A 22,794-nucleotide genomic window follows, 5' to 3' on the forward strand; every position below is an offset into this window, starting at 1 on the left:
CACTCGTAGTTGCAGTCGGGGCGCTCCGTTACTCATGGGGCGCCCCGACCGTGTTGTGACATTTGTGAATCAGGACACGGCAAGACCGCGACCACGCACCTGTTATGCGCGAGGCGTAGCCTTGATGCCGACTTCTGACTTCCGCCCCCGAGCCGTCCACCGCGTGAAAGAGGCGATTACCGGCCGTGTCGACCCAACAGGCATCACAGGACAACCCGCTGGCGGGCTTCGGCCCGAACGAGTGGATCGTCGAGGAGATGTACCAGCGCTACCTCGCCGATCCGGCCAGCGTAGACCCTGCCTGGCACGACTTCTTCGCCGACTACAAGCCGGAGACCCCGGCCCAGCCGGCTGCCACCGAGCCCACCGCCGCCGCCGAGCCCGCCGCCGCGACGAGTGCGGCCGCCAAGTCCCCCAGTGACGGCGCCAAGCCCGCCGCCGACGGCGCGAAGCCGGGTGCGGACGCGAAGGCCGCTGTCGGCACCGCGGCGAAGGCGAGCCCGAAGGCCGCCCCCAAGGAGGCCGCGAAGCAGCCGGCGAAGCAGGCCGCCGCCGCACCCAGCGACGCGAAGACCACCACGCTGCGCGGCGTCGCCGCCCGCATCGTGCAAAACATGGACGCGTCCCTCGCCGTCCCCACGGCGACGAGCGTGCGGGCGGTGCCGGCCAAGCTCCTCGTCGACAACCGCATCGTGATCAACAACCACCTCGCGCGCGGCCGTGGCGGCAAGGTCAGCTTCACCCACCTGATCGGGTACGCGCTGATCAAGGCCCTGCACACGCATCCGGAGCTGAACAACTCGTACGCGGAGGTCGACGGCAAGCCGGCGATCGTCGAGCCCGCCCACGTCAACCTCGGCATCGCGATCGACCTGGCCAAGCCGGACGGCTCGCGCACGCTCGTCGTGCCCAGCATCAAGGGCACCGAGCAGATGGACTTCCGGCAGTTCTGGCAGGCGTACGAGGACGTGGTCCGGCGCGCCCGCCGCAACGAGCTGACCATGGAGGACTACTCCGGCACCACCATCTCGCTGACCAACCCGGGCGGCATCGGCACAGTGCACTCGATGCCACGGCTGATGACCGGACAGGGCGCGATCATCGGTGTCGGCGCGATGGAGTACCCGGCGCCCTACGCGGGCATGTCCGAGGAGACCCTCGCCGACCTCGCGGTCAGCAAGATCATCACGCTGACCAGCACGTACGACCACCGGATCATCCAGGGCGCGCAGTCCGGCGAGTTCCTCAAGAACGTGCACGAGCTGCTGCTCGGCGAGCACGGCTTCTACGACGAGGTCTTCACCTCGCTCCGCCTGCCGTACGAGCCGGTCCGCTGGGTGCGCGACGTGGTGGCCAGCTCCGAGGGCCAGATCAACAAGACCGCCCGGGTGCACGAGCTGATCCACGCGTACCGGGTGCGCGGCCACCTCATGGCCGACACCGACCCGCTGGAGTTCCAGATCCGCAAGCACCCGGATCTCGACGTCCTGGAGCACGGCCTCACGCTCTGGGACCTCGACCGGTACTTCCCGGTCGGTGGATTCGCCAGCAAGCAGCGGATGAAGCTGCGCGAGATCCTCGGCGTGCTGCGCGACTCGTACTGCCGCCGCGTCGGCGTCGAGTACATGCACATCCAGGACCCGGAAGAGCGGCGCTGGATCCAGGAGCGGATCGAGCGCAAGTACTCCAAGCCCGACGCGAGCCAGCAGAAGCACGTCCTCAACCGGCTGAACGCGGCCGAGGCGTTCGAGACGTTCCTGCAGACCAAGTACGTGGGGCAGAAGCGCTTCTCGCTGGAGGGCGCCGAGTCGCTGATTCCGCTGCTCGACGAGGTGCTGCAGGCGTCCGCCGAGGCGGAGCTCGACGAGGTCGTCATCGGCATGGCGCACCGCGGCCGGCTCAACGTGCTGGCCAACATCGTCGGCAAGCCGTACGAGAAGATCTTCTCGGAGTTCGAGGGGCACATCGACCCCAAGACCGCGCACGGCTCCGGCGACGTGAAGTACCACCTGGGCCAGGTCGGCAAGTTCACGACGCCCGACGGCGAGCACGCGATCACCGTTTCGGTGACCGCCAACCCGTCGCACCTCGAGGCAGTCGACCCCGTCATGGAGGGCATCGTCCGGGCCAAGCAGGACCGGATCGACCTCAAGCTGGAGGGCTACACCGTGCTGCCGCTCGCGGTGCACGGCGACGCCGCGTTCGCCGGCCAGGGCGTGGTCGCCGAGACGCTCAACCTCTCCCAGCTGCGCGGGTACCGCACGGGTGGCTCGGTGCACGTCGTGGTCAACAACCAGGTCGGCTTCACCACCGCCCCGGAGTACAGCCGCTCGTCGCTCTACTCCACCGACGTGGCCCGGATGATCCAGGCGCCGATCTTCCACGTCAACGGCGACGACCCCGAGGCCGTCGTGCGGGTGGCGCGGCTGGCGTTCGAGTACCGGCAGGCGTTCAACAAGGACGTCGTGATCGACCTTGTCTGCTACCGCCGGCGCGGTCACAACGAGGGCGACGACCCGTCGATGACCAACCCGCTGATGTACGCGATCATCGACAAGAAGCGCTCGGTGCGCAAGCTCTACACCGAGGAGCTGATCGGGCGCGGCGACATCACCGTCGGCGACGCCGAGGAGCTGCTCCGCGACTACCAGGCGCAGCTCGAGCAGGTGTTCAAGGCGACCCGCGACGCGGCCATGACCGAGACGCGGCCGAGCCGCAGCCGCCAGCCGGAGCCCGAGCCCGCGGTGGAGACGGCCGTCGACGCCTCGGTCGTCAAGGCGGTCGGCGACGCGCACATCAACCTGCCCGACGGCTTTACCCCGCACAAGCGCATCCAGCAGTTGCTCGACCGGCGGGCCAAGATGGCCGTCGAGGGCACGATCGACTGGGGCTTCGGCGAGATCATCGCGTTCGGCGCGCTGCTGCACGACGGCGTGACCGTCCGGCTCGCCGGCCAGGACTCCCGCCGCGGCACGTTCGTGCAGCGGCACGCGTCCATTGTGGACGCACGCACCGGCAACGACTACCTGCCGCTGTCCGCACTGGCCGAAGACCGGGCCCGGTTCTTCGTGCACGACTCGCTGCTGTCCGAGTTTGCCGCGATGGGCTTCGAGTACGGCTACTCGGTGGAAAACACCGAGGCGCTGGTGCTGTGGGAGGCCCAGTTCGGCGACTTCGCCAACGGCGCCCAGTCCGTCGTCGACGAGTTCGTCTCCTCCGGCGAGGTCAAGTGGGGCCAGCAGTCGTCGCTGACGCTGCTGCTCCCGCACGGCCACGAGGGCCAGGGCCCCGACCACACGTCCGGCCGTCCCGAGCGCTACCTGCAGCTCTGCGCGGAAGACAACATGCGGGTGTCCATACCGACCACCCCGGCCAACTACTTCCACCTGCTTCGCCGCCAAGGTCTGTCGCCCAAGCGCAAGCCGCTCGTGGTCTTCACGCCGAAGTCGCTGCTGCGCCACCGCCTGGCGGTCTCGTCGGTCGAAGACTTCACCTCCGGCACGTTCCAGCCGGTGCTCGCCGACCCGGGCGCGCCCCCGGCCGACCAGGTCAAGCGGGTGCTGCTGTGCAGCGGCAAGGTGTACTACGACCTGTTCCAGGCGCGCGCCGACCGCAAGGTGACCGACACCGTGATCCTGCGGCTGGAGCAGCTCTACCCGCTGCCGATCGAGGAGCTTCGTGTGGCGCTCGCGGCGTACCCGAACGCGGAGGACTTCGCCTGGGTGCAGGAGGAGCCGGCCAACCAGGGCGCGTGGTCGTTCATCGCGCTCAACCTGCTGGAGCACCTCGAAGGCGTGCGGCTGCGGCGGATCTCCCGCCCGGCGGCGGCCGCTCCCGCGGTGGGCTCGGCCAAGCTGCACGAAGGCGAGCAGGCCGCGCTGATGGAGGCCGCACTACATGTACTTCACTGACCGCGGCATCGAGGAGCTGGCCGAGCGACGCGGCGACGAGTCCGTGACGATGGAGTGGATGGCCGAGCGGCTGCGCGATTTCATCGACCTCAACCCGGAGTTCGAGACGCCCATCGAGCGTTTCGCCACGTGGCTGGCCCGGCTGGACGACGACGAGTAGCGAGGGGCACGCTCGTGAGCAACCTGGAGGCGGACCCGCAGGAGACGTTGTGCGGCGGCATCACGACCGTGACCGCCGCACCGACCAGCGTGATGCTGCCCGGTCACGACGTGCCCATCGGCAAGTACACGGTGGTCCGCCGCCTGCTCCCTCACCGCGAGCGCCGCATGGTCGGTGCCTGGTGCTTCGCCGACCACTTCGGCCCGGAAGACATCGGCAGCGGGCCGGGCATGCAGGTGCCGCCGCACCCGCACACCGGTCTGCAGACCGTGACCTGGCTGCTCGAAGGCGAGGTGCTGCACCGCGACAGCCTCGGCAGCTTGCAGACGATCGTGCCCGGCCAGCTCAACCTCATGACCTCCGGCCACGGCATCTCGCACTCCGAGGAGTCGCCGCCCGACCACCCGCCCGGCATGCACGGACTTCAGCTGTGGGTGGCGCTCCCCGAGGGCGCGCGGGCCAGGGAGGCGCGGTTCGAGCACCACGCGAGCATGCCGGTGCTCCGCGGCGAGGGCGTGACGGTCACGGTCGTGGTCGGCGAGCTCGGCGACCTCCGCTCACCGGCCCGGGTGCACACCCCGCTGTTCGGTGCCGACGTGGCCCTGTCGGGCGGCGCCGAGGTCTCCATCCCGCTGCGCGCCGACTTCGAGTACGCGGCGATCACGCTCACCGGCTCCGCCCTGATCGGCGACGCCCCGCTCGAGCCGGGCGCCCTTCTCTACCTCGGCAGCGGGCGAGACACTCTCACGCTGAGCGCGGCCGACGAGACGCGGCTGTTCCTGCTCGGCGGCGAGCCGTTCGAGGAGCCGCTGGTCATGTGGTGGAACTTCGTGGGCCGCTCGCACGAGGACATCGTCGCCGCCCGCGAGGAGTGGGCAGCGGCGTCGGACCGCTTCGGCGAGGTCCGCGGCTACGGCGGAGACCGCCTCCCGGCCCCCACGATGCCCACGACCCGCCTCAAGTCTCGCGACCGCCACGGCAACACGTACTAGCGCCCCGCTTGTTGATCAGGGAGTTGGTGGAGGGGCGCGCCGCGCGACCCGCCCGCCAACTCCCTGATCAACGGCTAAGGGCTAAGGCCGGCGCAGCGGGGTGAACGAGTGGCGGCCGCCGGTGGGAGTGAGTGTCTCCTCCGGGGGCGTCTCGCCGTCGATCAGCTCGGTCATGCGGCGGACCGTGGGGTCGCCCTCGTCCGCGACGTAGTCGTGCTCGCGGGTCCGGTCGACGCCGTCGGGCACACCACCGCCGCGCAGGAGCGGGGTGAGGAGCGCGGCCACCAGCAGGTTGACGGCGAGTGCCACCACGCCGACGTAGATCGTGCTGTCGGTGTCGATGCCGATGTTGCTGAGGGGCCAGGCCGAGCCGCCGAAGTGTTCGCGGAGCACCGCGCCGTTCGCGCCGCGCTGCGGGATCTGGTACAGCATCGCGAGCCCCGTAGCGAGGCCGGCGAAGATGCCCGCGACCAGCGCCCACCGGTGCAGCCACGCGGTGAACAGGCCGATCGCCACGGCGGGCAGCGTCTGCATCACGAACACGCCGCCGATCAGCTGCAGGTCGATGGCGAACTGGGTGTTCAGCATCAGGATGCAGATGACCGCGCCGAACTTCATCGCCAGCGAAGCCACCTTGCTGACGAACGTCTCCTCCTTGGCGCTGGCCTGCGGCCGGATGAACTCCTTGTACACGTCGCGGGTGAACAGGTTGGCCGCCGCGATCGACATGATCGCGGCGGGCACCATCGCGCCGACGCCGATGGCCGCGAAAGCGAGGCCCGCGCTCCAGTCCGGGAAGTTGGCGTCGAACCACAGCGGTACCACCGTGTTGCGGTCACCCGCGATCGGCTGGATGTCGCTGAGGACCGCGGCGAACCCGACGAGCATCAGCACGCCGAGCGTGAGCGTGTAAAGCGGCAGGACCGATAGGTTGCGCCGCAGCGTCGCCCGGTTGCGCGAGGCGAGCACGCCGGTGAGCGTGTGCGGGTACAGGAAGAGGGCGACCGCCGAGCCGAGCGCGAGCGTGACGTAGTTGAGCTCCTGCCCGGCGGCCAGGAGCAGGCCGTCGTTGGTGCTCGGCGAGGTCGCGTACTTTTCCTCGGCCACGCGGAAAACGCTGCTCCAGCCGCCGGAATGGGAGGCGACGATCAGGAACGCGGCGAGCACCGTCCACAGCACCAGCGCGTCCTTGACGATGGAGATCAGCGCCGGGGCGCGCAGGCCGGAGTTGAACGTGTACAGCGCCAGGACGATGAAGGCGGCGGTGAGCGGCCACCCCTCGGGCAGCCCCATCACCTTGAAGACCGCTTCGATGCCGATGAGCTGCAGCGCGATGTACGGCATCGTGGCGAGGATGCCGGTCACCGCGATGGCCAGCGCGAGAAACTTCGAGCCGAAGCGGGCGCGTACGAACTCGGCCGGCGTGACGAACCCGTGTACGTGGCAGACCGACCAGAAGCGGGCCAGCACCACGAAGAGCATCGGGTACACGATCACCAGGAACGGCATCGGGAAGAAGCCGGAGGCGCCGACACCGAAGACGAGCGTGGGCACGGCCACGAACGTGTACGCCGTGTAGACATCGCCGCTCAGCAGGAAGAACGTCACCCAGTTGCCGAACGCGCGGCCGCCGAGACCCCACTCCTCCAGCGTGTGGATGTTGTCCGGCCGCCGCCACCGCGCCGCCGCGAATCCCATGATGGTGACCAGGCCGAACATGAACGCGAAGATCCAGAACTCGACCTGGTGGTCAGCGAAGCTGGGCATGTCACCGCCGGTCCTTCGTCGCGATGTGAACGATCACTGTGGTCACCGCGGCCAACCCGGCGAAGGCCAGCTGGCACCAGTAGAAGAACGGGAGACCCAGCAGTGTCGGCTCCATGCGGTTGTAGAGCGGCGGCAGCAGCGGCACGACGATCGGGATGAGCAGCAGCCAGTTCCACGGGCTGGCGTCGGCCCGCCGCTTCCGTTTGGTGGCTTGCGGCGTGCCGACGTTGGGGTCCGGCCGGCGGGGCGGCCACGCGCCGGGACCTTGCGGGCCGCTGGGCGCCTGCCACGACTGCCGTGTTTCGGAAGGTCCCCGGCGCGGCGGGGGCGACTCGGCGGGTCCGCGCCAAGGAGGCGGTGCCTGCGGCGGGCCGGTGGGCCATGTCTCTCGCGCACGCCGATCTGCGACCATCCCTGCCTCCGTTGGGGTGGTTTGTCCGTGACGAGAGTCACGGACGACCATCGTCAGATACGCAGATGTCCGCTGGATCCTCCGATCGACCGATCGGTACTCATCTACCTGTTCGAAATGTTTCCGGTCAATTTCGCCTTTTGTCGACCCGGGCATTTCAGGTAACAATCCGCATTGAGCGGATCGCTTCGCGTAATATCGAGTGTTTTCGCGCTCTACCGTGGACGGCCGCACGGGCGGCTCGTGAGCGCCGCCAGCACCGCGTCGTAGGCCGCCTTCGGGTTGCCCGCGCCATCGAAGAGCAGCGGTGTCCCGCTGCTCCGCCACGAGTCGGTGTCCCGCACGCCCCACACCGTGATGCCGGTACAGCGGGCGACCGCCAGGCAGTCTTCGACCACGCGCCGGTACGTGCCCGCCTGCTCGGCACCGGAGCCCACCACGTCGAGCTGGCTGATCTCCACGTCCACCCCGAGTGCGGCGAAGGACGACAGCGTCGTGCGGTAGCTCGCCGGGTACGGGATGCCGAAGCCGAAGTGGGACTGGAGGCCGACGCAGTCGATCGGCACGCCCCGCTGCTTGAAGTCGCGGACCATCGCGTACACGGCCTGGGTCTTCTGCGACGCCCAGTCCTCGACGTTGTAGTCGTTGTAGCAGAGCTTCGCGCCGGGGTCGGCGGCCCGCGCGGCACGGAAGGCGGCCTCGATCCAGTCGTCGCCGGTGCGCTGGAAGTTGGAGTCGCGCCGCCGACCACCGGTGTCGGCGAACGCCTCGTCGACGACGTCCCACGAAACGACCTGGCCACGGAAGTGCGCCGCGACCTGCGTGACGTGGTTGAGCATCGCCTCGCGCAGCACCGGCCCGGTCAGGCTCTGCAGCCATCCCGGCTGGCCGCTGTGCCACAACAGCGAGTGGCCGCGCACCTTCATGCCTCGGGCCTGGGCGTGCTGCACGACCCGGTCGGCCGGCCCGAACGAAAACTGGCCGCGTTGCGGCTCCGTGGCGTCGAGCTTCATCTCGTTCTCCGGCGTGACCGAGGAGAACTCGCGGTCGAGGATGCCCACGTACGCGCTGTCGGCCAGCTTCGCCGCGGTCACGCCGGCGCCGAAGGTGCGTCCCTTCGCCGCCGCGGCGGCGCCGAGGGTCGCGGGCGCCGCCGCGCTCGCACCGGTGGGGAGCGCGACAACGACCAGCGCCAGCCCGGCCACTGCGGTACGCACATTGATGCTCATGGATGAGAAGTATTCTCGGCCCGGAAATGCCCGTCAACGCTTTCCGGAAGTTTGCCTCTCGGTCGCCTTTGGAGGCAGCGCCGCGCCACCCACAAAAGCACCCAAAGTGATCGTCCAGCAAACACTTTGAGCTGGAGACATTGATGAGTGTTTGCGTGTCGGTATGTTCCGGCTCATACTACGGAATGTTTCAGCCTGCGCCCGAGAACCCCACCCCACGCCAGGAGCCGCCATGCCGTCCACCCACCTGTCCCGGCGCACCGTCGCCGCGCTGGCCTCGCTGGCCACCGCGGCCGCGGCCGCTGTCACGCTGACCGTCGCCGCCGCGCCCTCCGCCTCCGCGGCGGACTGCAGCGGTGGCTACGTCGGCCTCACGTACGACGACGGTCCCAACACCGGCACGACAACCTCGCTGCTCAACGCGCTGACCTCGGCCGGCCTCCGGGCCACGTTCTTCAACATCGGCCAGCGCGTCCAGCAGAACCCGGCGCTCGCCCGGTCCCAGGTGAACGCCGGCATGTGGATCGCCAACCACAGCTGGACCCACCCGCACCTGCCGCAGATGAGCACCCAGCAGATCACCTCCGAGCTGTCCCAGACGCAGCAGGCGATCCAGCAGGCGACGGGGCAGACGGCGCGCCTGTTCCGCCCGCCGTACGGCGAGACGAACGCGACCATCCGCTCGATCGAGGCCCAGCTCGGCCTCACCGAGGTGCTGTGGGACGTCGACTCGCAGGACTGGAACGGCGCCAGCACCAGCGCGATCGTCCAGGCAGCCGGCCGCCTGCAGAACGGCCAGGTGATCCTGATGCACGACGGGTACCAGACGACGATCCAGGCGGTACCGCAGATCGCGTCGAACCTGGCCAGCCGCAACATGTGCGCCGGCATGATCTCGACCGCAACCGGACGCGCGGTCGCGCCGGACGGCGGCAGCCCGACCACGCCGCCCACCACTCGGCCGCCGACCACGCCGCCCACCAGCGTGCCGCCGACCACCCCGCCGGTCACCACGCCCCCGCCCGGCGGTGGCGCCTGCCGCGTGGGCTATACGGTGAACGCCTGGAACACCGGCCTCACCGCGTCGATCACGATCACGAACACGAGCAGCGCGGCGGTCAACGGCTGGACGCTCGCCTTCGCACTCCCCAGTGGACAGACGATCACGTCCGGCTGGAACGCGTCGTACTCGCCGAGCAGCGGGCAGGTGAGCGCCCGTAACGCGTCGTACAACGGAAGCATCGCGCCGAACGCCTCGGTCGGCATCGGCTTCCAGGCCACACACACCGGCAACACCGGCCGGCCCGCCTCGTTCACGCTGAACGGCACCGCCTGCACGGTCGCCTGACCCCCGGACCCAAGGGCTCGTGACACCCACGCTGGGTGTCACGGGCCTGGCGGGATCTCGGGCCGTTGATCAGGGAGTTCGTGGGCGTGTCGGTCGGCGATTCGCTCCACCAAACTCCCTGATCAACGCGCAAGGATCTCTTCGCTGACCGTCCACAGGCGTGCGGCGGCCTCGGGGTCCAGGGCGTACGCGGCCACGCCGCGGCGCGAGCCCGGCTGGAGCGGCTCGGCCTCGTTGCAGTCCTCGAAGTAGCGGCCACCCACGCCGTCGAGCAGTGGCGATGTGGCGAGCAGGACGGAGGTGGCGGCGCCCTGCTCGGGCGTCTTCCACGCCGGTGCGTCGGGGCCGGCCTGGGCGCGCAGTCGGTTGAGGTCCTCCTCGGTGACGTACCGCTGGAGGGCGGTGCGGATGCCGCCCGGGTGCAGCGCGTTCACCGTGATGCCGTCGGCGGCCCATCGCTTGCTGGCCTCCACCGCGAAGAGCACGTTGGCGGTCTTCGACTGGCCGTAGCCCTCCCACGGCGTGTACTCCCGGCGCTCGAAGTTGATGTCGTCGAAGACGATCGGCGAGCGCTGGTGCGCGGCCGAGCTGACCGAGACCACGCGAGCCCCGCCCGCCTCGGTCAGTGCGCGGTGCAGGCCGGTGGCGAGGCCGAAGTGGCCGAGGTGGTTGGTGGCGAACTGGAGCTCCCACCCCTCGGCGGTGCGGGTCAGCGGCGGCGCCATCACGCCCGCGTTGTTGACGAGGATGTGCAGCGGGCCCTCCCACGCGGTGGCGAGGGCGGCGACGGAGACGCGGTCGGCGAGCTCGAGCGGAGCCACGAACACCTGCTTGTTGCCCGTCGTCGCGATGATGTCCTCGGCGGTACGCTCGCCCGCCTCCAGGTTGCGGACCGCGAGGGTGACCTCGGCCCCGGCACCGGCCAGCGCCCGCGCGGTCTCGATGCCGATGCCGGACGCGCCGCCCGTGACGATGGCCCGACGGCCACTCAGGTCGATGCCCGCCACGACCTCGGCGGCCGTGGACTGCGCGTTGAACGGCGTGGTGATGCGTGTGGTCCCAGTCATGATCTTCCCATCTCGATCGGCGGACCCCCAGGAGCACCCAACCCTGTACGCTACAAACGGAGGGGCCTCCACTTCACCGCAACACTAAGCGGAGCCTCCTCCGATTAACAAGTGACCTGCACCACCAACGGGGGAGGAAGCACCGTGCGCGCCGACGCGCAGCGCAACCGCGAGCGGCTGCTCGACGCCGCGGTTCGCGCGTTCTCACACGACGGGCCCGACGCCACGCTCGACGCGATCGCCAAGGATGCGGGCGTGGGCATCGGCACGCTGTACCGGCACTTTCCGACCCGGGAGGCGCTGATCGAGGCGGCGTACCGCAACGAGCTGGCCCGCCTCTGCGACTCCGTCGACGAGCTGCTGGCCGCGCAGCCGCCGGACGCGGCCCTGCGTACCTGGATGGACCGCTTCGTCGACTACATGGCCACCAAGCGGGGCATGTCCGACGCGCTGCGGGTGGTGGTCGCGTCCGGTGTGAACCCGTACGCGCAGAGCCGCGACCGCCTCACCACCGCGATCACCACGCTGCTGGAGGCGGGGGTGGCGGCTGGCACGATCCGGCCGGACGCCCAGCCCGGCGACGTGCTCATCGGCCTCAGCGGCGTCTCGATGGCCGCCGGCGAGCGGGAGCAGGCCGGCCGCCTTCTCGACCTGCTGGTCGACGGCCTTCGCTACCGGGTGGGCTGAGCCGGCGCTCAGCTCGGCTTGGGCCCGGTGATGGCGGGTCGCTCGGTCGTGCCGAGGTAGAAGATGCCCGGCAGCGTCTCGAACTTGTCGCTCGGGTTGCGCCGCAGCGTGGAGTTTTCCAGCCGCAGGCTCCCGGTGCGGTCGTTGCTGACGAAGAAGACCGCGCCGCCACCCTCGCGGGCGTGGTTGCGCTCCATGAGCGTGCCGGCGATCCGCACGGTGAAGAGCCCACCGTCGAAGTACATCGCGCCGCCGTTGCCACCGCCGGGCGTGCCCGCCGGTGCCTGGTTGGCGCCGAAGCCGATCGCCTCGTTGTGGCTGAACAGGCTGTTGAGCACGATCCACGAGACGCCGATGCTGCTCAGCGCACCACCGTTAGAGCAGCGCCCGCCCTGGCCGGATGCGCCGCCGAAGGTGCTGCTCACGATGTACACCGGGCCGTCGTTGTTGATGTCGAGCGCGCGGATGGCCGCGCCGCCGAGGTCGGGGCCGCCGCTGTCGCACTTGTTGCGGACGAACTTGGTGTTTACCACCTTGAAGATGCCGCCCCGCACGTAGAGCGCGCCGCCGCCACCGCCGTTGGTCACCTCGGGGTCGGGGTCGACGCCGATGGAGCTGCCGTCGGCGAGCGTGATGTTCTGCACGGTGAGCTGGGGGTGGTCCTGCGCGGTGCAGTTGCCGCTGGTCGCGCCCTGCGCGCTGTCACACGTGTTCTGGTAGATGATCCGGCGCTTGCCGGCACCGCTCAGGGTGACCTTGCCGCCGCCGTCGATGACCACCTTGCGCACGGAGCTCCTGACCTTCGCGGTCTGCGACATCGTGATCGTGACCGGGTCCGGCCCGCACGAGAACGTGATCACCCCGCCCGCCGCCACCGCCGACACCACGGCCTTGGACGTGCAGCTCGCCGGCGTGCCGTTACCCACCACACGGTCGGGCTTGCTGGTGTCCACCGCGCGCCCCGCGGCCGGCACCGACGCCTTGCCGTTGGGGTTGCCTGCGCGCAGCACGGCGGCCGGCGGCTTCTTCGAGGCGGGCGGCTTTGTCGTCGGCGCGGCACCGAGCGCACCCTTGCCGTCCGGCGCCTCGCTGGCCGCCGCGCCGCCCTCCGTCGCTCCGGGCGGCGCCGGGTTGTCACCGCCCGTGTCGCCACCACCACACCCGGCAAGGAGGGCGGCGACCAGCAGCAACGATCCGGCTCTCAGGCGCACCCGCCGAATCTAGCGGCTCGCCGCCGTCCCGTCGGTCCCCCGTACGGGCACGAGCCACCGAGCCAGTGCGATCGGGTCGGGCGGCGATTCGCCGGATTCGCGTAGGTGGCGGTGCACCGCGAGACACAGCTCCGGAAAGTCCAGCAGCCTCGGCTCCTGCCGCTGGCAGGCAAGCGACAGGCCGATCCAGGCATCGAGACGGTCCGGGTCCGCGGCCACCTCGGCCGCGTAGGCATCGCGCGCTGCCGCGAGATCTCCGCCGGCCAGCGCGAGATCCGCGGGCGTCGCATTTGGTACGAGGCTCGCCAGTCCCGCCGGGTCGGACACGAGACCCGCGAAGCGGCTCGGATCGAGCACGCGCAGCTGGACGAGGTCGAGCCGCACGCTCTGCGCCAGCGCTCGCGGCCTCGGCTCCACGCCGATCTCCACCGTCTCGACCGGACAGTCCAATCCGGACCGCCACGCGTCAGCCAGCCGTGCCACGGCCTCCGGCGCGGGGCGGGCGTTGCGCAGCCGCCAGCCGACCCAGTGGTCCTCGGCCGCCTCGCGGGCCAGCTCGACCGTCCCGGCCGGCGCCGGCTCCGCCTGCCAATCGCGCTGCACCGCGCGCAGCCGGGACAGCAGGTGCCGCCCCACCGCGGTGAAGCGGTCCGACTCCTCCAGCACCCCGAGCGTGCGCCACACGCGGTCGCGCCACCGCACGAACTCCACCTGCGCGTACCGCGCGCGTCCGCCGCTGAGCACCCGCCGCTGCACCCGCCAGAAGTCGGTCACGCCGTGAAACGCGTACACCCCTTGGAGCAGCGCGCCGAGCGGCCGGGGGTCGTCGCGCCAGGGTGCGTAGTAGCGGGGCCGGTCGTCGCGCTCGTACAGCGGCACGAGGTCGATGAGCGCGCCGAGCTTCGCGTGCTGGAACTCGTGCAGCAGCCCCACGGCGAGCGCGACGCCGTCGGCCGGCCGGGTCAGCGACACCGCCCCGAACGCGTCCATGCTCGTCACGTTGACGCCGAGGTTGGTCCGCTCGGTGTGCAGCGGCACCAGCGTGACGAGGCCGGTCGCAATCGCCTCGGCGTACCGGCGGTGGTGTGCGGTAAGCATCGGCCACGCCTCGTCGAGCAGGTGCTGCCACCGCTCGACCTCCGCGCCGCCGCACCGGCCGGCCGCTGACAGGCGGTGGCAGTCGCGGAACGGGTCGATGTCGTCGAGGCGGACCCGCAGCTCCAGCTCGTCGGCCTTGCAGTGCAGGACGCGAAGCTCCTGCCAGCCGGTGCCGGCACCGGCGACCACCGAGCCGACCGTGAGGCGCCCACCGGCGTGGCGCACGGCGACGTCGCCCTCGCCGCTCACCCGTGCCCGGCCGAGCGTGGGCAGCATCAGCCAGCCGTCCCTGGCCAGAAGGTCCACTGTGAACTCCAGCCCGGCCCGGACCGCCGCCGCCGCGGCGACTGCCCCGAGGTGCGCCAGGTCGGCCTCGATCGGGTGCGCCCCGCTCCAGGCGCCACGCAGCCGCCGCAGCGACGACGCCAGCCACGCGCCGACGTGCGGCTCGGCCAGCGCATCCGTCACCGCGCCGGGCGAGCGGCGCTGCGCGTCGACCAGCAGCGCGTAGTAGTCGTCGAGGCGGGGCGAAGGTGCGGCGTCGAGGAGCGTGCGGAGCAGCAGCAGCCGCTTGCTCACCTGGCCGGCGCGCAACCGGCCGATGGCCTCGGCGTCTCCGTACCCCGCGCCGAGCGAGTCCACCATGGACTGTGTGAGGCTGTGCACGGCTGTCATGCCGGCCGCTTCAGCCGCTCGACATCCGCGCGCAGCCGGTCCGCCGCATGGGTGATGAGCCGCTGCAGGTCGGCGCAGTAGACCGACGGGTTGCCGAACCCACCACCGGGTCGGTAGCGGTGCGGGTAGTAGCCGCCGCCGCAGACCCGGTGCAGCGCGCACGAGCGGCAGGTGGCGGAGAGCGCCGCCACGCCGATCTGGCGCGCCTTGACCGCCGGGTGGCGCAGCGCCTCGTCGAGATCGTTGGCGAAGACGTCGAGCCCCGTGTCCACCGCGCCCGGGTACGCCGAGCGGAGCGTGTCCACCTGCTCGTAGGAACCGTCCACATTGACCACGAGCGTGGCGACCGGGCTCAGTCCCACCACCTCGGTGTGGCTCTGTCCACCCAGGACGAGGTTGAGCACCTCTTCGAAGAAGCGCACGCGGGTCTCCCGCACCGGCGCTCCGTACCACCTGTCGAAGGCGGCCACGAGCCACTCGCCGTAGGGCGCATCCGCTCCACCGCCCCAGCCGGGTGGCGGGCTGCCCCAGTTGGCGTGGGGCAGCAGAAAGTCGACCATCGGCGGCTGGTAGGCCAGCAGCGCCTCGTAGGTGGCCACCGGGTCGTTGGCCAGGTCCACAACGGACAGGATTCCGGCGTACGCGGCGGGGCGGTCCCGCAGGCGTCGCAATGCGGCGTCGACCGCGTCGAAGCTGCTGCGCCCGTTCGCGTACCGGCGGTGGCGGTCGGTCGCGACCCGGTCGCCGTCGAGTGAGACACCGACCCGGATGCCCGCACCGGAGAGCACCTCCAGCGCGTCGGCGGTCAGCAGCACGCCGTTCGTCTGCACGAGAACGTCCACTGTGGTCGGCGCCGGCACGCGGGCGCGCAGGCGGTCGGCGACCCCGGCGAGCCGGTCGGCGCCCAGCAGCATGGGCTCGCCGCCGTGCAGCACGACGCGCAGCTGCGGGATGCCGTGCGCCGTGGCGTGTTCGGCGATCCGCCGGCAGGCGGCGTCGAGCACGTCGTCGCTCATCACCGCGGTCGCCGCGCGCCAGCTCTTGTCGGCCAGCTCGTACATGTAGCAGTAGTCACAGGCGAGGTTGCAGCGCGAATGCACCTTCAGGACGAACTCCCGGAAGGGAGTCGGCCGCCAGGTGATCCCGCGCATGCCGCTCAGCCGATGGCGGCGTTCCAGCCGGCGACCGCGTCCTGTGGGCGGTCGATGTCGTCGAGGATGCGGCGCAGCGACTGGCCGAACGCGGAGCCGTCGAGCCCGCGTAGGTCGACCAAACTGATCGCATTGAGATCAATAAGGTCAAACTGGCTGTCGTCGGCGGTGGCATCCATCCCGGCCGGCATCCCTCTGTGGACGATATTGCGTGTCGACGGCAGTCCAGCCGGACAGCGTCCTTGGCGTCGCCAACCTACTCCGCCGTTCAGTCAACGTCCAGACACGACGGTGCGTGTCGAGCGAAGATTGCCTGGTGACCGCCTCGTATCTCACTCACCTGGAATGCCCCCGCTGCGGAAACCACCATGCCGCCGACCGCCCGCAGAACCTCTGCTCGTGCGGCTCGCCGCTGCTCGCGCGGTACGACCTCGCAGCCGTTCGAGCCGTGGTCGAGCCGGCCACGATCGCCACTCGACCGGCGGACCTGTGGCGCTATCGCGAGCTGTTGCCGGTCCGCGACACTGCGCACATCGCGACGCTCGGTGAGGGCTGGACTCCGCTGCTTCCCGCGGCGCGGTACGGCGCGCGGATCGGCCTGCCACGGCTGCTCGTCAAGGACGAAGGGCTCGTGCCGACCGGTTCCTTCAAGGCTCGCGGCGCGGCCGTCGGCGTATCGCGGGCGCGCGAGCTGGGCGTCCGGCACGTGGCGATGCCGACAAACGGCAACGCTGGTGCGGCATGGGCGGTCTACGCGGCTCGAGCCGGGCTGCGGGCGACGATAGCGATGCCGCTCGCGGCACCCGCGATCACGCGTAAGGAATGCGTGGTGGCGGGCGCGGAACTCCACCTTGTGGACGGCCTGATCGGTGACGCCGGCCGCCTCATCGCCGGGCTCGTCGGCGCCGAGGTCTTCGACGTCTCCACGCTCAAGGAGCCGTACCGCCTCGAAGGCAAGAAGACGATGGGGTACGAGCTCGCCGAGCAGCTCGGCTGGCGGGTGCCGGACGTCATCCTCTACCCCACCGGCGGCGGTGTGGGGCTGATAGGCATTCACAAGGCGCTCGGCGAGCTGCGCGAGCTGGGCTGGATCGGCGACAAGCTGCCCCGGCTGGTGGCCGTGCAGTCCACCGGCTGCGCGCCGATCGTCGCCGCGTTCACGGCCGGCGCCCGGCGGGCCGAGCCCTGGCCGGACGCGCACACTGTCGCGTTCGGCATCACGGTGCCCGCGCCGCTGGGTGACGAGCTGATCCTCGACGCGCTCTACGCCACCGGCGGCACGGCCATCGCCATCGACGACACGGATCTGCTGGCCGACCTGCGCGCGTTCGGTGCCGACGAGGGGCTGTGGCTCTGCCCCGAGGGCGCCGCGTGCCTGACCGCCGCCCGCGCGCTGCGCGCCTCCGGCTGGCTGAGCGAGGACGAGGAGGTCGTGGTGTTGAACACCGGCACGGGCCTCAAGTACCCGGATAGCGTGGCGTGAGCGAGCGAGTTGGCGCGGCGGCGTCTGGACGGAGCCGTCCCGCCGACGAAGTCGGGGTTTCGGGGTGGCGGAGGAAGACGTCGCCTTCAGCGCCGCACGAGCGAGCGAACCAGGAGGCAGAGAGATGACACGGATCTTGATCACGGGTGCGTCGGACGGGCTCGGGCGGGCGCTCGCGTTCGCCCTGGCCGAGCGGGGGTACGAGCTCATCCTGCACGGCCGCGACGCCGGCCGTCTCGCCGAGGTGGCCGACCGGACCGGCTCCCGGGCGATCCAGGCCGACCTCTCCTCGCTGGCCGAGGTGCGCCGGCTCGCCGGCGAGGTCGAGGGTGACCTGGACGTGCTGGTCAACAACGCGGGCGTCGGCTTCGGCGCACCCGGCGCGCCCCGGGAGCTCTCGGCGGACGGTTACGAGCTGCGGCTGGCCGTCAACTACCTCGCGCCGTACCTGCTGACCCAGCTCCTGCTCCCGCGCCTGAAGCGGGCCGCGCCGTCCCGGATCGTCAACGTGGCCTCGATCGGGCAGCGACCGTTCGATGTGGACGATCCGATGATGGAGCGCGGCTACGACGGCACCGAGGCGTACCGGCGGGCGAAGCTGGCCCTCATCGCGTACACCTTCGACCTGGCCGACGAGCTCGCCGGCACCGGCGTGACCGTCAACTGCCTGCACCCGGCGACGCTGATGCCGACGACGATGGTGGTACAGGCCGGCACTGGCCACGTCGACACGCTCGAACGAGGGCTCCAGGCGACGCTGCGGCTCGTCGTCGATCCGCGGCTCGCGGGCGTGACCGGCCGTTTCTTCGACCGCGAACGCGAGGCGCGGGCCCTGGACCAGGCCTACGACCCGGACTTTCGCAAGCGTCTCCGGGAGCTCACCGAGTCGCTAGTCTCGGCACGGGCGTGAGCCGCGCGCGGCTCGGCAGCCGCCCCGCGGCCAGCGCCCGGGCCCGGTCGGTGACGGCCGTCCTGGCGCCCACGAAACACAGGTCTGGCTGCTGCTCGCGGACGGCGTCGATGCGCGGCCTGAAGTCGGCGGGGCTCGCCACACCGATCCGCACCGCCCGCCGCACGAAGTCGTCTTCGTCGATGAGCACGAGGTCGACGTCGCCGTAGCGGGCCAGGTAACGCGGCATCACCTCGCCGCGCATCCAGCTCGACCGGCACACCATCTCGTTGTTGACCGGGAAGACGCGGGGACGGATGAAATGCGCCTTGACGGCCGACGCGACGTCGAGCAGGCGCTCCGGCCGGTCTTCGCGCTCCAGCACGCGCCACATCAGGTCGCGGAAGAGTCGGGCGAACTCGGCGCGGAACACCAGCGGGTCGGGCGTGCCCGTGCCGTGGAACTCGCGGGCCAGCCGGCGGGCCCGGCCGCGCCACGGCTCGGCGCGGAGCCTGAAGCCAAGCACCCGGGAGACCGTGTCGGGGATGTAGTCGGGCCGCACGTTGAGCCCGGTCACGAGCAGCAGCGGGTCTTCGACCACGCCGGTGATGGCGTCGGCGCCGAGCACGATGCGACCCTCGGGACTCAGCTCGTCGATCCGCTTGTGGTGCACGCCGGCGAGGTCGGCGAAGTCCTCATCGGACAGTCGAGCGTCGAGGAGCGCCTTGCTGAACACGCGGGTGTTGCCGGCCTGGTCGAACCGCCCCACCTCGGTGTTGTGCGCGAAGGGCCACCTGTTGAGGTCGTGGTGGAGGCAGAGTCGCACGACGCGCTCGACGTCGACACCGGGCTGCCGCTCGGCGAGCCGCCGGGCCACCCAGGTCATGCGGCCGACATGCCATATCCGGGCAAATGCCGACGAACGAGGATCGCGGTCTTCTCCGTATACCGAAACAAAGCCCGTGATGCGACGCAACCGACGAAGCGCGCGAACAGTGCTGTAACCGCTGGGCGCCAGGGGAGCCGGAACGACCGTCACGCCGCGATCCCCCCTCCGGTAAACGACCCCAGCCACGCCTTCTGACGGCGCACACCCTGGGCTCGAATCGCCATATGCCGACCGTAGCCGTGCAACAGTGTATTGTAGTCAAACTCGTCGATCATGTCACCGATCACCAGCTCCCCCGCCGTGACCGATACCAATCCTGCGTCGAGACTCAGGAAGGCGGCCACCCTGGCGGCCAGGGTCGCACCGCCCGTCCACTCACCGGCCGCCGCCACGGCGCACCGGTCACGCTGCGCTATCGGGCACGCGGCGGGCAGGCAGCGGCTCTCGACGAACGGCGGCCGCCACGTGCCCAGGGCCTCAGGCCGTCCACTGAGGAACGCCAGCGCGCAGGACGTGTTGCGGTACAGCGGGTAACCGGCCGCCACGGCGAACTCGCGCGCCTCCGCCCAGCCCTCGTCGTCGAACACCTCACCCTCGCCGGGCGGCGCGGCCATCGACTGGTCCAGCAGCGTGACGAGGCGCTCGTCCGCCAGCGGTACCCCCGGCCCGCGGGTGAGCCCGACCACCACCGAGGCGGACAGGCCCGACGTGGCCAGCCGCCCGACAAGCTTTTCCAGGTCGGCGTGGCTCGGGCGGAGCTCGGCCACGAACGGGCGCCAGAAGTGCACCGCCTTCTGGTGGGTGGTGCGGGACACGAGGCGGGCGTTGTCGAGCGTGGTGTCCAGGTCGGCGACCGGCCCGCGCTCAAGCGGCACGCCGGCGGTACGCGCCATCGACTGGCTGAGAAACCAGTAGATCGGGAGGCCGGGCGCGTCAAGCGCGCTGAGCAGGTCGGCGTCGAGCCGCCCCTTGGTCACCACGACGACCGGTCGGCGCGGGATGCGCTCCGCGAGCAGCTCCACGATCCGCACCAGCGCGTCCCGGTTGGGGCGGGTCAGCACCATGTCGGTGTAGTTACCCACGCAGAGCGGTGTCTTGTCGTACGCCGGGTCGATCACGCCGGCCCGCCGCCCGTACAGGTGATCTTCGACGGCCGCCACCACCATCTCGGGGGTGGCCCGCACCTCCGGGCGGGCGGCGCGCAGGCCGAGGGGGCCGAGATAGCAGTACGCGCAGTCCGCCGGGCAGCCGAGAATCGGGTCCACCGTGATCCACGAGTCGTGCTCCGCCACCAGGGGGACGGCGGCCCGGGTCACCTGTCGTCCGTCGCCTGCCACGCGTCGAAGACCGCCGTTCGCGCTCTCCTGCATCGCTCCTCCAGCGAAGTAGCGTCGGTGACCGCGTCCGCGTTGTTCCAGTGGAACGAGAACGTCTCCTCCAGGAGCCGCTTCATGTGCAGGCCGCCCGGCTCGAACTGCAGCTCGAACGTGTCGAACAGCACCCGCTCGCGCCGGTTGCGGGAAGCGTGGAAGTACGGCTCGAAGAAGGTGGCCTGCTCCGTCAGCAGCACCGTGGCGCCGAGGCCGAACCGGGCGAGCCTGACCTCCACCAGGCTCTTGTACTCCTCCCGGAGAATCTCGTATCCGCGCAGGCTGGCCTCGAACTTGCGGGCCAGGTCGGCGTGCAGCTCCAGACGGTCCGGCACGACCGAGCCGAGCCGGCGGCCGTCCGGGTCGTAGCTGGCGGAGATCCCGTACGCCTCGAGGAAGTACGGATTGCAGATCACCATCTGGAGGCTTGCGCCCGCAGCCAGCAGGTGCAGGATGCGGGAGTTGAACACGCCACGAGTGGCCAGGTACGAATACCCCGTCTCGGCGGTGATCCGGACGGACGCGCCGCGGGCGGCGGAGGCGTGCAGTGCGGCCTCCTTGGCGCGATTGCGCTTTTCGTTCGTGAGCCGCTCGTGTCCGTGCATCGGCACATACGCGGCGGTGCAGCGTAGCAAGGTCAACGCTTCGGCGGTGGTCGATATCACTGTATCCGGAGCGTAGCGATGACCGTCAAGCATTCTGCGCAGCGCAGTGATCATCCGGAGCAGCGAAAGCATGTCGACCCCGGCCGCGACAGGGCCGTTGTTGGTCACCCATCGGATCCGCTTGAGGCATTCACTGAGCAGAAACCAGCGGTACATCATCGCGGCGCCCGGCAGTGACGTGCCGCGCAGCACCGCGCACAGCTCCTGCCGCCACATCCGCAGGCTGCGGCGGTGCCGCGGCTCGTCGGGCGAGTCGCGGAGGGCGAAGTCGTCGTCGCCGACAAGATTGACGGTCTCCAGCAGCTCGTCCTGCACGAGCGCGCCGCTGTGCGCGTGGCGGGGAGTGGTGTGCAGGACCAGGTCCACCTCGAACCGGGCCAGGTCCTCGAAGACGTGCGCCTGCCGCCCCTTGCCGAAGTCGATCAGGTCGACCTCCGCGCGCACGCTGTTGACGAGGATGTTCGCCAGGTGGGCGTCGCCGTGGATCAACCGCCGGTCGGCCACCGGCGCCACCCGCACCGCGGCTGCCGCCTCGGTGTACCAGGCGCGGAAGTCGCGCAGGTCCTCGATGTCGGACCACAGCGCCGCGGCCGTGGTCAGGCTCGCGTTGATGTCCCGCTCCCAGTCGACGTCCGGCAGGTAGTCGACGAGCGCCCGCCCCTCTTCCTCGTTCTGCAGGTCGGCGTTGCGCACCAGCAGGCTGGCGACCTTGTAGAGGCAGGCGCGCACGGTCCGCTCCGGCGGCGCGCCCTCCACCGTCTGCGGCAGCGCGAACGCCTGGAGAAACCCGCCGAACTCGCTGTAGTCGGCCAGCTCGCGGTACGTGCGGCTGCCGATGTAGCGGTACGCCATCGCGCTCCAGCTCTCCGACTGGTCGCGAAATTCGACGTCGACCGGGCCGTAAATGCCGTCGAGCTGGTTGTTGACGAGCCATTCGTCGGCGGAGCCCAGGAATTGGACCCGGTTTTCGTGCTCCAGCCGAATCTCGCCGGTCGGGCCGCCTTTGAGAATGAAAAGGCCGCGTCCCGGCGCATACACGAGTGCGACGAGCAGGCCGCTGTAGCCGCCTTGCAACACGCGCACGTCGACCGTGGCGCCCGCTTTGGACCTGTCCGGCGGCTGATCCCCCACCACCAGGTGGACGAGGCGCCGGACATCGCCGGCCGTCAGTTCGGAATGCTTGCCGATCACGGTCAGCCGGGGCGGCACGAAGTCTCCAGACGACAAAAGAAACGAGGGGTCAAGGCCGATGCTAGCCGCGCCCAGATTGTCTGGTCTACCGGTGCCGTGCCCGCTTCGCTACTCTGCGGTTCGTCTACTGGGGAGGGATCATCACCGATGGGTGTTGGCGAGTGGGCGGCCTTCACGGCCGCGTTCATCAGCGGCGCGAACATCGTGGTCACCGCGGTCCTGACCCGCAGCCGCGACCGTACGAGCTGGTCGCGGGAGGCCCTCTCGGACACGCTGGTCGCCCTGCTGGAAGCGAGCTGGCGCAGCTCGGACGCGGCCCGCGAGCGTCACGGCCTCGGCACCCATCCCGGTGACGCGCAGATCGCCGCTCGGCTTGAGGACACGATGGAGGCCGCGTTCGCCGAGCTCCGCACCAGCCTGACCCGCCTGCGCCTCTTCGCGTCGGAGCCCGTCGGCGCGGCCGGCGTCGACCTGCTGATCAGGCACCGTGAGCTGCGCGACGCCCCCATGACCGACCAACCGGCCCGCCTGGAAGCGGTCGGCGCGGCGCGCCGCAAGCTCATCCAGGCGGCACGCCGCGACCTCAAGACCGACTGACG

The 22,794-nt window shown here is 70.6% G+C and carries 19 protein-coding genes; 8 read left to right on the forward strand and 11 right to left on the reverse strand.

All coding sequences use genetic code 11. The annotated features are described in order from the left end of the window. Positions 1 to 185: 185 nt before the first annotated feature. Genes Phou_RS13510 through Phou_RS13520 form a run of 3 tightly spaced genes read left to right on the forward strand, consistent with a single transcriptional unit; the run spans position 186 to position 5,063 of the window. A complete protein-coding gene (locus Phou_RS13510; RefSeq protein WP_173056373.1) occupies positions 186 to 3,911 on the forward strand; it encodes a multifunctional oxoglutarate decarboxylase/oxoglutarate dehydrogenase thiamine pyrophosphate-binding subunit/dihydrolipoyllysine-residue succinyltransferase subunit in 3,726 nt (1,241 codons plus the stop codon). Next, entirely contained in the window at positions 3,898 to 4,071 is a 174-nt protein-coding gene (locus Phou_RS13515; RefSeq protein ID WP_173056374.1) for a DUF6104 family protein, read from the forward strand. The genes Phou_RS13510 and Phou_RS13515 overlap by 14 nt, the downstream gene beginning before the upstream one ends. 14 nt (positions 4,072 to 4,085) lie before the next feature. Then, on the forward strand, positions 4,086 to 5,063 hold the full coding sequence (locus Phou_RS13520) for a pirin family protein (RefSeq protein ID WP_246273529.1): 978 nt from the start codon (positions 4,086 to 4,088) through the stop codon (positions 5,061 to 5,063). Between the two features lie 81 nt (positions 5,064 to 5,144). Here Phou_RS13520 and mctP read toward each other — a convergent pair whose 3' ends face one another. The 3 genes from mctP to Phou_RS13535 form a co-directional block, all read right to left on the reverse strand. Continuing rightward, positions 5,145 to 6,830, reverse strand: a complete 1,686-nt coding sequence (gene mctP / locus Phou_RS13525) for a monocarboxylate uptake permease MctP (RefSeq protein WP_173056375.1) — start codon at positions 6,828 to 6,830, stop codon at positions 5,145 to 5,147. Between the two features lies 1 nt (position 6,831). Continuing rightward, complete coding sequence (locus tag Phou_RS55440) at positions 6,832 to 7,242, reverse strand: DUF3311 domain-containing protein (protein WP_173056376.1); 411 nt, start codon at positions 7,240 to 7,242, stop codon at positions 6,832 to 6,834. 215 nt (positions 7,243 to 7,457) lie between these two features. Then, positions 7,458 to 8,471 (reverse strand): glycoside hydrolase family 10 protein, encoded by a 1,014-nt coding sequence (locus Phou_RS13535; protein ID WP_173056377.1) that lies wholly within the window; start codon positions 8,469 to 8,471, stop codon positions 7,458 to 7,460. Positions 8,472 to 8,703: 232 nt separating this feature from the next. Between Phou_RS13535 and Phou_RS13540 the strand changes: the two genes are divergently transcribed. Continuing rightward, positions 8,704 to 9,819: a polysaccharide deacetylase family protein gene (locus Phou_RS13540; RefSeq protein ID WP_173056378.1), complete on the forward strand. Its 1,116-nt coding sequence runs from the start codon at positions 8,704 to 8,706 to the stop codon at positions 9,817 to 9,819. A 122-nt stretch (positions 9,820 to 9,941) separates the two neighbouring features. Here the strand turns inward: Phou_RS13540 and Phou_RS13545 are convergent, their stop codons facing one another. Continuing rightward, complete coding sequence (locus Phou_RS13545) at positions 9,942 to 10,886, reverse strand: SDR family NAD(P)-dependent oxidoreductase (protein ID WP_173056379.1); 945 nt, start codon at positions 10,884 to 10,886, stop codon at positions 9,942 to 9,944. A gap of 111 nt (positions 10,887 to 10,997) precedes the next feature. On the opposite strand from Phou_RS13545, the gene Phou_RS13550 reads away from it, so the two are divergent. Further along, positions 10,998 to 11,573, forward strand: coding sequence for a TetR/AcrR family transcriptional regulator (locus Phou_RS13550; protein ID WP_246273530.1), 576 nt, complete (start codon positions 10,998 to 11,000; stop codon positions 11,571 to 11,573). Between the two features lie 8 nt (positions 11,574 to 11,581). Here the strand turns inward: Phou_RS13550 and Phou_RS13555 are convergent, their stop codons facing one another. The 4 genes from Phou_RS13555 to fxsA are packed head-to-tail and all read right to left on the reverse strand — an operon-like array spanning position 11,582 to position 15,887. Next, positions 11,582 to 12,784 carry a hypothetical protein gene (locus Phou_RS13555; protein ID WP_173056380.1) on the reverse strand — a complete coding sequence of 401 codons (1,203 nt, stop codon included), beginning with the start codon at positions 12,782 to 12,784 and terminating at the stop codon, positions 11,582 to 11,584. Positions 12,785 to 12,793: 9 nt separating this feature from the next. After that, on the reverse strand, positions 12,794 to 14,557 hold the full coding sequence (locus Phou_RS13560) for an HEXXH motif domain-containing protein (protein WP_173056381.1): 1,764 nt from the start codon (positions 14,555 to 14,557) through the stop codon (positions 12,794 to 12,796). Beyond that, the gene (locus tag Phou_RS13565; RefSeq protein ID WP_173056382.1) at positions 14,554 to 15,708 is read right to left on the reverse strand and encodes an FxsB family cyclophane-forming radical SAM/SPASM peptide maturase; all 1,155 of its coding nucleotides are present in this window, start codon (positions 15,706 to 15,708) and stop codon (positions 14,554 to 14,556) included. Before Phou_RS13565 ends, Phou_RS13560 begins: the two co-directional genes overlap by 4 nt. A 5-nt stretch (positions 15,709 to 15,713) precedes the next feature. After that, complete coding sequence (gene fxsA / locus Phou_RS13570) at positions 15,714 to 15,887, reverse strand: FxSxx-COOH cyclophane-containing RiPP peptide (protein ID WP_218579016.1); 174 nt, start codon at positions 15,885 to 15,887, stop codon at positions 15,714 to 15,716. 137 nt (positions 15,888 to 16,024) lie between these two features. On the opposite strand from fxsA, the gene Phou_RS13575 reads away from it, so the two are divergent. Then, positions 16,025 to 17,191, forward strand: a complete 1,167-nt coding sequence (locus Phou_RS13575; protein ID WP_173056384.1) for a threonine synthase — start codon at positions 16,025 to 16,027, stop codon at positions 17,189 to 17,191. Between the two features lie 124 nt (positions 17,192 to 17,315). Beyond that, complete coding sequence (locus tag Phou_RS13580) at positions 17,316 to 18,101, forward strand: SDR family NAD(P)-dependent oxidoreductase (protein ID WP_173056385.1); 786 nt, start codon at positions 17,316 to 17,318, stop codon at positions 18,099 to 18,101. On the opposite strand, the gene Phou_RS13585 is transcribed toward Phou_RS13580, so the two are convergent. The 3 genes from Phou_RS13585 to Phou_RS13595 all read right to left on the reverse strand — a co-directional run bounded on the left by Phou_RS13585 (position 18,070) and on the right by Phou_RS13595 (position 22,213). Then, positions 18,070 to 18,966 (reverse strand): HD domain-containing protein, encoded by an 897-nt coding sequence (locus Phou_RS13585; RefSeq protein ID WP_173056386.1) that lies wholly within the window; start codon positions 18,964 to 18,966, stop codon positions 18,070 to 18,072. The two genes, Phou_RS13580 and Phou_RS13585, sit on opposite strands and share 32 nt — an antisense overlap. Before the next feature lie 149 nt (positions 18,967 to 19,115). Then, complete coding sequence (locus tag Phou_RS13590; RefSeq protein WP_173056387.1) at positions 19,116 to 20,285, reverse strand: hypothetical protein; 1,170 nt, start codon at positions 20,283 to 20,285, stop codon at positions 19,116 to 19,118. Continuing rightward, positions 20,282 to 22,213 (reverse strand): phosphotransferase, encoded by a 1,932-nt coding sequence (locus Phou_RS13595; protein WP_173056388.1) that lies wholly within the window; start codon positions 22,211 to 22,213, stop codon positions 20,282 to 20,284. Before Phou_RS13595 ends, Phou_RS13590 begins: the two co-directional genes overlap by 4 nt. 129 nt (positions 22,214 to 22,342) lie before the next feature. On the opposite strand from Phou_RS13595, the gene Phou_RS13600 reads away from it, so the two are divergent. Next, positions 22,343 to 22,792, forward strand: coding sequence for a hypothetical protein (locus Phou_RS13600; RefSeq protein WP_173056389.1), 450 nt, complete (start codon positions 22,343 to 22,345; stop codon positions 22,790 to 22,792). The last annotated feature ends 2 nt before the right edge of the window (positions 22,793 to 22,794 follow it).

It is taken from the genome of Phytohabitans houttuyneae, from assembly GCF_011764425.1.
Classification (GTDB): Bacteria; Actinomycetota; Actinomycetes; order Mycobacteriales; family Micromonosporaceae; genus Phytohabitans; species Phytohabitans houttuyneae.

What these genes read in the sequence shown, in the direction of transcription:
- Phou_RS13515 (WP_173056374.1), top strand. Translation starts at nt 3,898, where the DNA reads ATGTACTTCACTGACCGCGGCATCGAGGAGCTGGCCGAGCGACGCGGC.
- mctP (WP_173056375.1), bottom strand. Translation starts at nt 6,830, where the DNA reads ATGCCCAGCTTCGCTGACCACCAGGTCGAGTTCTGGATCTTCGCGTTC.
- Phou_RS55440 (WP_173056376.1), bottom strand. Translation starts at nt 7,242, where the DNA reads ATGGTCGCAGATCGGCGTGCGCGAGAGACATGGCCCACCGGCCCGCCG.
- Phou_RS13535 (WP_173056377.1), bottom strand. Translation starts at nt 8,471, where the DNA reads ATGAGCATCAATGTGCGTACCGCAGTGGCCGGGCTGGCGCTGGTCGTT.
- Phou_RS13540 (WP_173056378.1), top strand. Translation starts at nt 8,704, where the DNA reads ATGCCGTCCACCCACCTGTCCCGGCGCACCGTCGCCGCGCTGGCCTCG.
- Phou_RS13545 (WP_173056379.1), bottom strand. Translation starts at nt 10,886, where the DNA reads ATGACTGGGACCACACGCATCACCACGCCGTTCAACGCGCAGTCCACG.
- Phou_RS13560 (WP_173056381.1), bottom strand. Translation starts at nt 14,557, where the DNA reads ATGACAGCCGTGCACAGCCTCACACAGTCCATGGTGGACTCGCTCGGC.
- Phou_RS13565 (WP_173056382.1), bottom strand. Translation starts at nt 15,708, where the DNA reads ATGCGCGGGATCACCTGGCGGCCGACTCCCTTCCGGGAGTTCGTCCTG.
- fxsA (WP_218579016.1), bottom strand. Translation starts at nt 15,887, where the DNA reads ATGGATGCCACCGCCGACGACAGCCAGTTTGACCTTATTGATCTCAAT.
- Phou_RS13580 (WP_173056385.1), top strand. Translation starts at nt 17,316, where the DNA reads ATGACACGGATCTTGATCACGGGTGCGTCGGACGGGCTCGGGCGGGCG.
- Phou_RS13585 (WP_173056386.1), bottom strand. Translation starts at nt 18,966, where the DNA reads ATGACCTGGGTGGCCCGGCGGCTCGCCGAGCGGCAGCCCGGTGTCGAC.
- Phou_RS13600 (WP_173056389.1), top strand. Translation starts at nt 22,343, where the DNA reads ATGGGTGTTGGCGAGTGGGCGGCCTTCACGGCCGCGTTCATCAGCGGC.